General features: G+C 44.1%; 13 protein-coding genes. 12 read left to right on the forward strand and 1 reads right to left on the reverse strand.

Annotated features, from left to right (window positions below):
• Window positions 1-9: 9 nt before the first annotated feature.
• Genes pcn through KRP56_01035 form a run of 5 tightly spaced genes read left to right on the forward strand, consistent with a single transcriptional unit; the run spans window position 10 to window position 4,231 of the window.
• The gene (gene pcn / locus KRP56_01015) at window positions 10-747 is read left to right on the forward strand and encodes a proliferating cell nuclear antigen (pcna) (protein UAL07876.1); all 738 of its coding nucleotides are present in this window, start codon (window positions 10-12) and stop codon (window positions 745-747) included.
• Between the two features lie 10 nt (window positions 748-757).
• On the forward strand, window positions 758-1,585 hold the full coding sequence (locus KRP56_01020) for a transketolase (protein UAL07877.1): 828 nt from the start codon (window positions 758-760) through the stop codon (window positions 1,583-1,585).
• Window positions 1,528-2,541: a transketolase family protein gene (locus KRP56_01025; protein ID UAL07878.1), complete on the forward strand. Its 1,014-nt coding sequence runs from the start codon at window positions 1,528-1,530 to the stop codon at window positions 2,539-2,541. The genes KRP56_01020 and KRP56_01025 overlap by 58 nt, the downstream gene beginning before the upstream one ends.
• On the forward strand, window positions 2,538-3,182 hold the full coding sequence (gene fsa / locus KRP56_01030) for a fructose-6-phosphate aldolase (protein ID UAL07879.1): 645 nt from the start codon (window positions 2,538-2,540) through the stop codon (window positions 3,180-3,182). The genes KRP56_01025 and fsa overlap by 4 nt, the downstream gene beginning before the upstream one ends.
• Before the next feature lie 23 nt (window positions 3,183-3,205).
• Window positions 3,206-4,231 carry a class I SAM-dependent methyltransferase family protein gene (locus KRP56_01035; protein UAL07880.1) on the forward strand — a complete coding sequence of 342 codons (1,026 nt, stop codon included), beginning with the start codon at window positions 3,206-3,208 and terminating at the stop codon, window positions 4,229-4,231.
• On the opposite strand, the gene KRP56_01040 is transcribed toward KRP56_01035, so the two are convergent.
• The gene (locus tag KRP56_01040) at window positions 4,228-5,733 is read right to left on the reverse strand and encodes a hypothetical protein (GenBank protein ID UAL07881.1); all 1,506 of its coding nucleotides are present in this window, start codon (window positions 5,731-5,733) and stop codon (window positions 4,228-4,230) included. The two genes, KRP56_01035 and KRP56_01040, sit on opposite strands and share 4 nt — an antisense overlap.
• Before the next feature lie 84 nt (window positions 5,734-5,817).
• Between KRP56_01040 and KRP56_01045 the strand changes: the two genes are divergently transcribed.
• From KRP56_01045 to KRP56_01075, 7 genes are read left to right on the forward strand one after another with little or no spacing between them, the layout of a single operon-like run.
• Window positions 5,818-6,750, forward strand: coding sequence for a ribose 1,5-bisphosphate isomerase (locus tag KRP56_01045; protein ID UAL07882.1), 933 nt, complete (start codon window positions 5,818-5,820; stop codon window positions 6,748-6,750).
• 1 nt (window position 6,751) lies between these two features.
• Complete coding sequence (locus KRP56_01050) at window positions 6,752-7,990, forward strand: ribulose 1,5-bisphosphate carboxylase large subunit (GenBank protein UAL07883.1); 1,239 nt, start codon at window positions 6,752-6,754, stop codon at window positions 7,988-7,990.
• Window positions 7,987-9,504, forward strand: coding sequence for an AMP phosphorylase (locus tag KRP56_01055; protein ID UAL07884.1), 1,518 nt, complete (start codon window positions 7,987-7,989; stop codon window positions 9,502-9,504). Before KRP56_01050 ends, KRP56_01055 begins: the two co-directional genes overlap by 4 nt.
• Window positions 9,501-10,325: a polysaccharide deacetylase family protein gene (locus KRP56_01060; GenBank protein UAL07885.1), complete on the forward strand. Its 825-nt coding sequence runs from the start codon at window positions 9,501-9,503 to the stop codon at window positions 10,323-10,325. Before KRP56_01055 ends, KRP56_01060 begins: the two co-directional genes overlap by 4 nt.
• A 34-nt stretch (window positions 10,326-10,359) precedes the next feature.
• Window positions 10,360-11,247, forward strand: coding sequence for a bifunctional 5,10-methylene-tetrahydrofolate dehydrogenase/5,10-methylene-tetrahydrofolate cyclohydrolase (locus KRP56_01065; protein ID UAL07886.1), 888 nt, complete (start codon window positions 10,360-10,362; stop codon window positions 11,245-11,247).
• 4 nt (window positions 11,248-11,251) lie between these two features.
• Complete coding sequence (locus KRP56_01070; GenBank protein UAL07887.1) at window positions 11,252-11,935, forward strand: RNA 2'-phosphotransferase; 684 nt, start codon at window positions 11,252-11,254, stop codon at window positions 11,933-11,935.
• Window position 11,936: 1 nt separating this feature from the next.
• Window positions 11,937-12,887: a DUF1743 domain-containing protein gene (locus KRP56_01075; protein UAL08412.1), complete on the forward strand. Its 951-nt coding sequence runs from the start codon at window positions 11,937-11,939 to the stop codon at window positions 12,885-12,887.
• Window positions 12,888-12,916: the final 29 nt, after the last annotated feature.

Consider the following 12,916-nt stretch of genomic DNA (forward strand, 5'->3'; position numbering starts at 1 on the left):
GGTAAAATTATGTTCAAGGCAGAAATTAAGTCGGAAACGTTGAAAGGGCTCGTAAATATAATTTCCACTCTTATCGATGAGGTTAAGTTCAATATCGATCAGAATGGCATGAGTTTAAAAGCAGTGGATCCAGCACACGTTGCTATGATAGAGCTTAATGTTGGTGCTAAAGCATTCGAGTCATTTTCTGCAAGTGAGACGGAGATCGGTTTGGATCTCGATAAGGTCAAGACAGTTCTGAAACTTGCTGGTCCAGGTGATATCATAATCATGGAACAGGATGAAACTCAGGGAAGACTTGTGTTCAAGATAGGAAATATTACCAGACGCATGAATCTCGTGGACACATCAAGTATGAGTGATGCAAAGGTCCCGCAACTTACTCTGTCTGCAAAGGTAAGTATATCCATCGATCAGCTTCAGAGAGGAATCCGCGCAGCGGAGTCCATTTCAGATCATATTTCGCTCAAGGCCGATCCAGAGGGATTTGAGCTTTCTTGTGAGGGGGATACGGATTACGCAAGTCTGAGGGTCGAGAAGGCTCAGCTTGTGAGTCTTAATACACCATCGGCGGTGTGCAGTCTTTTTCCTCTAGATTACTTTTCCAATCTTGTTAAGGCCGTACCAGCAGGAACAGTAGTTACTGTTGAGTTGGACGACGATTATCCAGTTAGGATGTTATTCACATTGGCCAACGGAGAGGTCAGTGTCTGTTATTTCCTCGCACCCAGAATTGAAAGCGATTAAGAGGGATTCGATGGAGCACAGCGTCGACGAGATCAAGAACATTGCTAACATCCTTAGGTTGGATGTTATTGAGATGACGACAGTAGCAAAATCTGGACATCCTGGTGGTTCTTTATCTTCGGCCGATTTTATGGCGGCCTTATATTTTCATGTGTTGAAACACGATCCATCCAATCCTAATTGGGAGGATAGAGACAGATTTATTCTTTCGAAGGGGCACGTTGCGCCAATATTGTATGCGACTCTTGCGGAGGCAGGTTATTTTCCAAAGGAAGAACTCAAAACTCTTAGGAAATTGGGCTCGCATCTGCAGGGCCACCCTGTGCGTGGAAAGGTTCCGGGAGTGGAGATGTCCACAGGGTCTCTTGGACAGGGATTGAGCATGTCTTGTGGAATTGCTCTTGCTGGTAAAAAGGATGGTAAGGATTACAAGGTTTTTTGTCTGTTGGGGGATGGAGAACTTCAGAGTGGACAAAATTGGGAAGCGGCAATGTTCGCCCATCAGTATGGACTTAATAATTTGATTGCTGTTGTTGATCGTAATCGTTTGCAAATAACAGGGAATACAGAGAACATAATGTCTTTGGACCCTCTGCCTGAAAAATGGAGTGCATTCGGGTGGAATGTCATTATTGTCGACGGGCACAATGTTCGTCAGATAATAGAAGCATGCGACAAGGCCAAAGAGTCAAAAAAGAACCCCGTAGTCATAATAATGAATACAATAAAAGGAAAAGGAGTGTCCTTCATGGAAAACAACACAGATTTCCACGGTAAGGCATGCAATTTCAACGAATACGAAGCTGCCGTAAAAGAAATCAAGGATGTGATCCATTGACGACCGGAAAGAAGATCGCACAGCGTAATTATTTTGGTAAGGCCTTAGTGGACCTTGCTGAGAGCAAGCCCAATCTTTTTGTTATTGATGCAGATCTGGCGGGATCTACGAAAACATCGGATTTCAAGAAAGTAGCGCGCGACAGGTTCATAGAGTGTGGTATCGCAGAGCAGAATATGATCGGTATATCATCTGGTCTAGCGGCATCAGGTAAGATTGTCTTTGCCTCCACCTTTGCGGTTTTTGCTACCGGAAGATGTTGGGAGCAGATCAGACTCGCAGTGGCATACCCTAGGTTAAATGTCAAAATTGTTGCCACACACAGCGGTATAAGTGTGGGGGAAGATGGAGCGTCTCATCAGGCTTTGGAAGACATAGCTTTGATGCGTTCTCTTCCGAATATGACGGTGATATCTCCTGCGGATGCTTTCGAGGCATACCAAGCCACTATGGCCATTGCAGATTTTGATGGGCCCGTTTATATGAGATTGGGGCGCGCAGAATTTCCATGCGTAACTAATGAAGGAGAAGCATTCGAGATTGGAAAGGCTAAAGTCCTTAAAGAAGGAAAAGACGTCACACTTATCGGTACTGGACAGATGGTTTCCAATTGTTTGGAGGCAGCAGGTACACTTGCAAAAGAAGGGATTGACGCTGAAGTGATCAACATGTCCACAATAAAACCTCTTGACAATGAATCTGTGATGAGGTCAGTTAGAAAGACCAAATGTGTTGTCACAGCCGAGGAGCATAGTATTATCGGTGGACTCGGATCTGCGGTTGCTGAACTTCTTTCAGAAGAAATGCCAGTTCCACTGAAAAGGATAGGTACGCGTGACACTTTTGGTGAATCTGGAACCCCAGATGAACTTTTTAAGAAATATGGGCTGACTGCAGATGATTTAGTTCAGGCAGCCAAAATTATTATTCAGAAGAAAAAGGAGATGATATTATGAAGATTTTTATTGACACAGCGAATCTTGACATGATTAGAGAGATCAACAGCTGGGGGATTCTGGACGGAGTGACCACAAATCCCAGTCTGATAGCAAAAGAGGGAACAGATACACCAACTCGCGTGAAGGAGATCGCGAAGATCGTCGACGGTCCCATTTCCGCAGAAGCAATGTCTCTTGATGCAGAAAATATGATCAAGGAAGGACGTGAACTTGCGGCCATTCATCCCAATATCAATGTTAAGTTACCCATGTGTATCGAGGCTTTGAAGGCAACAAAAGTACTGTCATCAGAAGGCATCGATGTCAATGTGACGCTTATCTTCTCTGCGCAACAAGCGCTTCTTGCAGCAAAGGCGGGAGCGAGATATGTTTCGCCATTTATTGGTCGTCTTGATGATATGGGCATTCACGGTAGCGATCTGGTTGGCGACATAATGCAGATATACGTCAATTATGATTTTGATACAGAAGTAATTGCTGCATCCATAAGAGGGCCTACTCATGTTTTGGAAGTAGCTTCAATGGGCTGCGATATAGCAACGATTCCATATAGTGTTCTTAAGTTGATGGTTTCCCATCCAAAGACGGATGAAGGAATTCAGAAATTCATAGAGGACTATAGTAAGATCAAGAACTGATCCAAATCTTCGGGGTCGAGGACATGAGGACCGTCAATTTAGCGAAGATCCCGGTGTCAGAGGCTCCGAAGGTAATTCCAAAATTTCTTCAGTTAGGATTTATTGATCCTTCAGCCAAGATAACGAAGGTTGAAGGATATTGTCTTGTGCCCATTGTAAGTGGTAAAGAGGATATATTTTTGAAAAATGGATATGCACTGACAGAAGGTCCTGCTTATACGATGGAAAGAAGGTCTCCCCAAGAAAGAATATTGGATAAAATGAGAGGAATTCCGGATGAGGTCCTTCGAATGCTCCCTATGAAATGGGAATATGTGGGGGATATTGTAATTTTAAAGTTAGATCCTGCATGTGAACCATACAAAAATCATATCGGGGCGGTCTATGCGGAGGTTCTCGAAGCAAAGACCATCTGTGCGGATATCTGTGGTATATCAGGAGAATTGAGAAGACCAAGCATCGAGGTACTTTACGGTACAAATACAGAATCAATAAGATCAGAGAATGGGATAAAATATTCTTTCGATGTCTCAAAGGTGATGTTCGCCTCAGGTAATATAGACGAGAGATACCGCATGAGGAATATGGACTGTAGAGGAGAGACAGTGGTTGATATGTTTGCGGGTATTGGCTATTTTACTCTTCCAATAGCTAAATATTCGGGTGCTAGAAGGGTGTTTGCTTGTGAGAAAAATCCAGAGTCATATGAATTCTTGCTAAAAAATATAATCCTCAATGGGGTGGAGGATAAGGTCATTCCAATCTTGGCCGATAATAAATATCTTCAAGGAAAAGATTTTGCAGATCGCATACTTATGGGTTATGTGCAAAGGACATCTGATTTTCTTCCCAAGGCATTATCAATGATAAAGAAGGGCGGCGTGATCCATTATCATGATACGTTCTATGTCAACGAATACAGAGAGAGATTAGACTGTATATTCAAAGAGAAATGTGGAGAGAATGGTTTCCGGATAGAGAATGTGCATGAAGTAAAATCATTTGCTCCAGCAGTGTCCCATTATGTTGCTGACGTTCGCATATTTTAAACCGATTCTCCGGAGCCGCAAGCGGTCAATAATGTGTTCATGGAATCTCTGTATTTTTCTCCATTCGACTCAATCACCATTTTTACGAATGGTACCAAGAATTGTGTGAATTCCATTTCATCCGCAGAAATATTGATGGGTGGTTTTGCCTTTTTATCACATGCGATCACAAATGCACCTGCTAGACAACGTTCTTTTGAATTTTTGAGTGTTTCCGAATTTATTACAGTTATGACGAAATCCAACCCATTTACCTTAGCAGCCTTGGCTAAAGTATCTGCAAGTTTTGTCATAGGTTTGGGTTTTTTAAATTCCGGTAGACTTGCTACAACATCTTCGGAAATATGTCTCTGATATGTTTCGTTCAGAACTATCTCATGAGAGGATTTGGGGCGTTCTTTGTATGACGATGCAATCTTTTCAGACGTATGTGCCGTTATTATTTCACGCCAATCGTTTTCCCACAGGGATATGAACGCCTCACTTGTCCTACCGTTCTTTAGTATCAGTGACCTAGGATTATTTTCCAAGAATTTTTTGAGAGTGGTCTTCTCTTGTTCTGTACCTGTGAGGGCCGAAACGAATTCATTGATATTTGAACCGTAATTTTTATTACCGATAAGATACGTGGATTTATCAGAGCATTTTAGACAGCCAAGTTTATCTTTTTTGACATTTAGAAGCAATGTGCGATCATTTAACTCACCGCGTAGGTATTTTTGTAAGACCTCACCTTCGATCTTTGTTTCTCCGCTTTCACCTTCCTTGTGATATTTGTGAATTACTTTTATTTCGATATCATCCATTGGATCTATCGCACAGATCCTTGCAATAATGAATTGGATAGTGGACACATCTTTGGCGCAATCTTCACAGATGCGAATGATCTCGTTCATAGACTTTATTCTTATATTAAGCACAAGTGAGGACTCGTGTCCACAGTCAAGACCATCATCTTTGAATTCATAAGGTGTTTCCCAAAATGTCTCATAGAGGTAATCCTCTGGCATATTGGGGGTGTCGGAGCATACCAATCCGTCCTCGAAAGAGTAAAGGTGAAGTTTGTTCTTTTTTATGAACTGATTGTATAGGAGCAATCTGATCTTGGGATCAGTGTAATATTGGCAACCAATAAGTTTGTCGTTGCCGACAGCACCTCTGACCGCAAAGGGTACCTTTTCACCAGCCAGTGTAGCAGTTGCTAGAAGTGGTATCTTTCCTGCGGCAGAGAGTGATATTGTACCGGCATAGGCCTTTGCAATATCGTCGCTTCCTCTGGCAGCTAATTTCAAAAGGGCGGACTCGTCCTGTTTGTATTTGGAGATGGCATCAATATCTTTGAATGTTTTATCGAATACACATTTTCTGCAGTTGCCCGCACACATAGGCCTGAGGATGCTGGGGGTATCAGCTATTTTTTTTGAACGGCTGATGATCTCATCCTCGAGTCTCTTAGGGGTCTGTTTGACGCCTTTCATTCTGAGACGCTTCTTGCCTACCATAAGCCTCCGTATGTAATTTTTCGATAAATAACTACTGAGGAGGATAAGCACATTATTTAATGTGTGCAATGACATCCTGGGTTCGTGTCAGACATCATCGTTCAAACGGCATCTGCGATCAAAGATATGCGCATACGTGGTGCTGGAAGGATAGCACGTGCAGGAGCATTCGCTCTAGGGACATTTGCAGATGATTACAAAGGTATCGGGTTGGACGATTTTAGAAGGGATTTGGATTCTGCCACAAGAATATTGTTGGATTCTAGGCCGACAGCCGTATCTTTATGGAACGGGGTTCATGCGTGTGTCAAAGATGTGCCTAATGTAAAGACATTGGATGAGGCAGTGAATTCTGTTTCTGTTAACGCAAAGCGGTTCGTGGAGATGTCATCCGACGCCGTGGAGATCATAGGTAAGATAGGAGCAAAAAGGATCCAGGATGGAGATGTCATAATGACACATTGTAACAGCAGTGTTGCACTGGAGGTTATTAAGGAGGCCCACCGGCAAGGTAAACAGTTCAAGGTATATGCGACCGAATCACGGCCTTGGAGACAGGGCATATTGACGGTCAATGAGCTTGCTGATGCTGGAATAGATGTTACATTGATAATTGACAGTGCAGTGCGTGCTGTTATGAAAAAGGTCACAAAGGTCTTTGTGGGCGCGGATACCATAACATCCAACGGAACGCTCATAAATAAGATAGGGACATCGCAGTTGGCTCTTTCTGCTAATGAGGCCCGTGTACCATTTTATGTTTGCAGTGAGACGTATAAGTTCTCCCCAATGACACTTTTTGGCGACACGGTTACCATAGAAGAGAGAGGATATGAAGAAGTGGTAAAGCCAGGCGAGATACCGAAATCAGTAGGTATTTTCAATCCTGTATTTGACTCCACTCCGGCGAAGTATATCGATGCAATAATAACCGAGATCGGAATGATATCGCCTGGATCTGTGTATGACGTTATGGTAAGACAGCTTGGCGACAGTATATTCACACTGAGGGATTGAAATGAAATGTTATTCGTATATGCACCTTGGAGAGTCCGTCGATCTAGACAAATATGTTGTTTGTAAGTATCGTGTCACAACAGATCTTTCCATGGAAAAAGCTTGTGAAGCCATAGCTGCAGAGCAATCGACCGGTACATGGACTGGTATCTCTACGCTGAGTCAAGAGATATTTGAAAACTACGGTGCGAGAGTAATTGAGATAAATGGAGACATGGTCACCATAGCCTACCCAGAAGAAGATTTCAGTATTGAGAACGGAGGCATTCCTCAAATACTCAGTGTCATCGCAGGAAATCTATTCGGATTGGATGCATTGAAAGGAGTAAGACTGGAAGATGTTGCTTTTTCGAAAGGGATCATGGAGATGTACAAAGGTCCTAAATTCGGTGCAGACGGCCTTAGGGAAATATTACACCGTCCCGAGAAACCTCTGGTCGGTACGATTGTAAAACCAAAGATCGGGCTGAATCCTAGGGACACAGCGAATTACGTCTATGAGGCTGGAAGTGGCGGGCTCACCAACAGTAAGGATGATGAGACCCTTGTTGATCAGAAGTTCTGTCCTATAGAGGACCGTACAATTGCTATTGCTGATGTTTTGGACAGACTCAAAGAAGAGGGACACTATATGGTCCACGCTGTGAATGTCAGTACGAATGGTGATAAGATAGTTGAATTGGCCGAGAAGGTCCAATCATGGGGAGCTAAACAGATAATGGTCGACGTGATCACATGTGGATTTGGCGCTGTTCAAGCATTGTCAGAGGATAGGTCGATAAAAGTACCGATACATGTTCATAGAACAATGCACGGTGCGATGACAAAAGACCCATTACACGGTGTTTCCATGCTTGCGATGACAAGACTTGTACGTATGTGTGGAGGAGATGCGCTTCATATCGGTACGTTAGGGGTCGGAAAAATGACTGGAAACGTCAAAGGAGATTATGACAATCTTCAAGCGTGCCTCAATAAATCAGAATATTACAAGACAGTAATGCCAGTTTGTTCAGGTGGTGTATATCCAGGTATGATTGGGAAACTGATCGAGGAAGCAGGGAAGAACATCCAGATACAGGCGGGTGGCGGTGTTGCTGGACACCCAGGTGGTGTAAGAAAGGGGGCAATGGGCATGTGCCAAGCTGTTGACGCAGCATGTCTTGGTATTCCGCCTCAAGAATATGCGAAAAGCCATCCTGAATTGCAGGCAGCTCTTGACAAGTGGGGAATGAAATGAAACTAAAAGCTAAACTTATGGATCTGGATGCGCCAGAGGTCCTTGTCGTCCTCACCGTCGCAGACGCAGGTGTTCTCGGAGTAAAAGAAAACGATCGCGTGCGTGTCGAGGCTAACAAGGAATCGGCGACCGCGGTTGTAACGATCTCAGATGCATATCTCAATTCTGGGGAGATCTGCATCATAGATGAGACCATGAGGAAACTCAATTTGAAGGAGGGAGACACAGTGGACGTGTATTACTCCGTAAGTCCTGAATCTGTTAGAAGCATTCGCAGAAAGATGGACAATGAGAAGTTAGCACCAGACGAGATCAGAAGTATCGTCCAAGATATAGCAGACAGTAAGTTGTCAAGGATCGAGATATCTGCCTGGCTCACTGCATTATATATTAACGGCATGGACATCAGTGAGATAGCTGCATTCACTCAGTCAATGGTGGATACAGGAGATAAGATACAATTTGATCGCACTCCAGTTTATGATTTTCACAGCATGGGCGGAGTTCCAGGTAATAAAGTGACGCCCATCGTTGTATCCATCGTAGCATCTGCCGGAATGATGATACCAAAGACCTCTTCTCGTGCAATAAGCAGTGCATGTGGAACATCTGATTTTGTAGAGACCTTCTGCAATGTTGAATTAGATGCTTCGGAATTAAAGAGGATCGCCGAGTCCACCGGTGGGGTCTTGGCATGGGGAGGTTCACAGAATATTGCACCGGTCGATGACATTGTTATAAAGGTCGAGCATCCGTTGGGCATCAATCCGCGGGCGCAGATGCTTGCATCGATCCTAAGCAAAAAGGTCGCCATCGGGGCGACGCATCTCGTTATGGACATCCCTACGGGCGCCGGTACCAAGGTGCCGACGATAGAAGTGGCTCGTGCATATGCAAGGGATTTCATGGACCTGGGAGAGGCATTGGGCATACACATAGAATGTGCGATCACATATGCTGATCAACCGGTTGGTAACGCGATAGGGCCAATCTTGGAAGCAAGGGAGTGCATTAGTATACTTGAAGGAGCAAAACACCCATCCAGCGTTATCGAAAAGTCTTGCGATCTCGCTGGTATAATACTTGAGATGGGCGGTTATACAAATGGTTCTGTGAAGGCCAGAGAGATCTTGGACTCAGGAGAGGCTCTTAAGAAATTCAGAGAGATCGTTGCGGCGCAGGGAGGAAATCCCGCTCTGAAATCCACAGATATGGTTCCTGGAAAATATATTCATGATGTCATCTCAACCTCATCAGGATATGTCCATAACATAAACAACAAGGACATTGTGTCTGTGGCAAAAGCATCTGGAGCACCGTCTGATAAAGGAGCAGGGATCCTGTTGTATAAGAAAAAAGGTCAGAGGGTAGAGGTTGGAGACCTTTTATTCCAGATATATGCAGACAATGAAGCTAAACTGAGTCGTGCCAAGGATCTTGCGATTAAGTATAAGCCTTTTGAAATAGAGGGCATGCTCATAAAAAGAGTAACTGCTACAAGGGTTAGAGGATGAAGAGAGCATTCTGTTTAACAGTGGATCTGGACAGAGACGTCAATATCTGTATAGATGGTCAGTTGGCCGCTGGTTCCTTTGACAGGGGTAGAGGTACTTCGCCCAGGTTCGATTCTACAGGCAGGGGTTTAGTACTTTTGTCCGATCTTTTAGATGAGTTGGAGATAAAAGCAACATATTTTGCTGAGGCACGGACACTTGAGAACATAGAGTGTGCTCAATATCTAAGTGGACATGAGGTAGGAATGCATGGTCTTGACCACGAGGACCTTACCGGATGCAATGATGTTATTCTGAGTGCAGAGATGATCGCTGCAATATTGGAAAGGTCCTCAGAGATCGTTACTGACATAACAGGAAGGATACCGAGGTGTTTTAGAGCACCATATATGAAGATCGACGATCTTGTAATCGATATGCTTCCTTCGGTTGGTGTGATCTACGATTCCTCGATGTATGCACCAATACAGGTAAGTTCGCACCCTTCTATGTGGGAGAACGGAATAATTGAGGTGCCTATACCTGAGGATCAAGATTTGAATGGTAATAAAATGGCTGGGTATTTGTGGCCGATGCATGAGGGAAAAAGGACCCCTAAGGATTATTTGGATCTTTCAGATCATGTAAAAGAAGGTGTTTACACAATAGCTACGCATACCTGGCACATGTGTGAGTCGAGAAAAGGCGGATTTATGAGTGACAGTTTGGTAGCAAACAATATGGAGAATTTAAGAAAAATCCTCGTAGGACTTATGGACTCAGGGTTCACACCTATGACGATTCCAAAGGCTGCAGACAAGTTCTCTCGCGCGCTAGGCTAATATAATAAGAGGGCCTTCAAAGTTCGGTGTGGGTTTGACCGCTCGTTTGATATTAGGCAAGGAAGTTTCCGAGAGTATCTATTCGGAGCTCAGAGAGAGGATCGAGACATTGAAGGCAAAAGGAGTCACTCCCGGTCTTGCAGTGGTGTTGGTCGGCGAGGACCCAGCTTCTCAAACATATGTTAGGATGAAGGGTAAAAAATGTGAGGAGTTGGGAATGCATTCCGTCACAATCATAATGCCTGAAAAAACAACGGAAGAGGAGCTTCTTTCAAAGGTCAGAGAACTCAATAAAGATCATTCTATCCACGGATTCCTTGTACAGCTCCCCCTTCCCGAACACATTAACGAGGATATGATCATAAATGCCATAGATCCTAAGAAGGATGTGGATTGTTTTCATCCAGTCAATGTTGGAAAGATGTTAATAGGCAATCCAAGTTTTCTTCCGGCCACACCTGCTGGAGTTCAGCAGATGCTAATAAGGTCAGGTATACAAACGGCCGGTAAGCATGTCGTTGTTGTAGGAAGGAGCAACATAGTAGGAAAGCCAATGGCGGCCATGATGTTCCAGAAAGGAAATGGTGCCGATTCTACAGTTACGCTGGTACATTCAAAAACAAAGGATCTTGCATCTATGACACGTCAGGCAGACATCCTTATAGTGGCCATAGGAAAACCAATGTTCATAACTAGGGACATGGTCAAAGAGGGGGCCGTCGTTATCGATGTGGGTACCAACAGGATAGAAGATCCAAAATCGAAGGATGGTTTCAGATCGGTAGGGGACGTAGATTTTGAAAATGTTAAAGAGGTCGCATCTGCGATAACACCCGTTCCCAAAGGTGTCGGTCCTATGACGATATGTATGTTGATGGCTAATGCAGTTAAAGCGGCAGAAAATGCCGCTTCTTCCAGGTGATACGATGATAAGAGATTGCGAGAACCACGGATATTTCCGCGCAGAGTACTGCCCGATCTGCGGAGAAGAGGGCAAATTCATAATGAGCGATTATGAGGTTGAAAAGCTAGGAAGGACCATGGCAGGGATCCTTAGGCATGGAAAATTCGAACTCGAGATGGATGAACAAGGGTTTGTTGACATCAGGGATATAGTTTCTGCTGTAAAAGAGAGAAATCCACGTATGAAATGGTTGAGGCCCCATCATATCGAGGCAATGGTCGAGACAGATCCTAAAGGAAGATATCAGATATCTGGTGCAGACGTCAGAGCCACTTATGGACACACAATAAAATTAAATCTCAATTTGCCAACGGACAATATACCATACACACTTTATTATCCAACGACCGATGAAGAGTGCGACATCATCAGAGAGACAGGAATTCTTCCATCTGACAGGTCAATGGTCCATCTTTCTAAGACCTACTGGGATGCGGTCAGAGTAGGTTCGATCCGTACAGAGGATCCCGTGATATTGGAGATTGATGTCGTAGGTTGCGAGGAGGCAGGTATAAAGATCGGAAGGGCTGCAAAAACTGTATTCCTCTGTGATAATGTTCCTCCGGAGTTCCTCATAATCGTCGAAGAAGAAGATATCGACGGCGAGGACGAATACGACGATGAAGATGGAAAAGGCGAGGATTGAGATGGTACAGATCCTGAGACCAGATGAGGTCAAGGCCAAGTACGGGCAATTATTCTGTCAGGGATTTCTCACGATGGTAGATGAGGAAAAGGGTATTGCACAGGTAGTTGAGAAATGTATTTCACGCGGTCCAGGAGAATGGGATATTGTCAACAGAAGGCGCACAGGCGGTGTCATCGATGATATCCGCATGGAAGGTCAAACGTTGATAATGAATACCATAATTGGTGAAAGGGAATTGAAGTTTGGACCAGCGTCTGTTGATATGGGTGGACAGGGGCTTTCCGCGTTAAAGGTCGAAGGCAATGAGGTACGTACCACATGGTATGGTATCGCTGGGGCTTCTGTTGGAATAGGTGCTTGCATACCCCAATGTAAAGATGTGATAAGGACCGAATATCCAGATGATTTTAGGATCGGCGGGGCCTTTAGGGCACATGTCGATATCATAACACCAAAGATGGTCAGGGTTATCATCGGATTAGACGATACGGATACTAAAGAGAAGGGGGCTTCTTGGGTGGTCGCACTTAGACTCGGGACGTCATGCCCAATAGGTAGGTTCATAGATCATAAGATAATTCAATTGAATCCAAAGGTTCCAAACAAGACAACCAACTGTTGTTCAACGGCTGTTTCTTTTGCTGTGAAAGAGGAAGACATTCCGTCACTCGTTGAATATTGCAGAGATTTCATAAAAGAAAACTCTTATTCCGAGGATGCAGTAATGACTGTTTACAAAGGGCTTAAGGTGCCAGAAGCCGTCATGAAGTTCGGTTGGGACGCAAAGAGCATTATTTTCAATATAGATGACGCGATAAAGATCGCAGAGGAAAACGGCATCCAAATAATATCTGTAACAGGTATGAAAGGCGTTATAGGCGCAGTAGCTGCGATCGGATGCTTTGATTATGGGGAAAAGGCCGCAGGAATACCTGAAGATTTTGAGTGATTGCTTATGTCCGTACCTACACTGATCAC

It is taken from the genome of Candidatus Methanogranum gryphiswaldense (assembly GCA_019262145.1).
Taxonomy (GTDB): Archaea; Thermoplasmatota; Thermoplasmata; order Methanomassiliicoccales; family Methanomethylophilaceae; genus Methanogranum; species Methanogranum gryphiswaldense.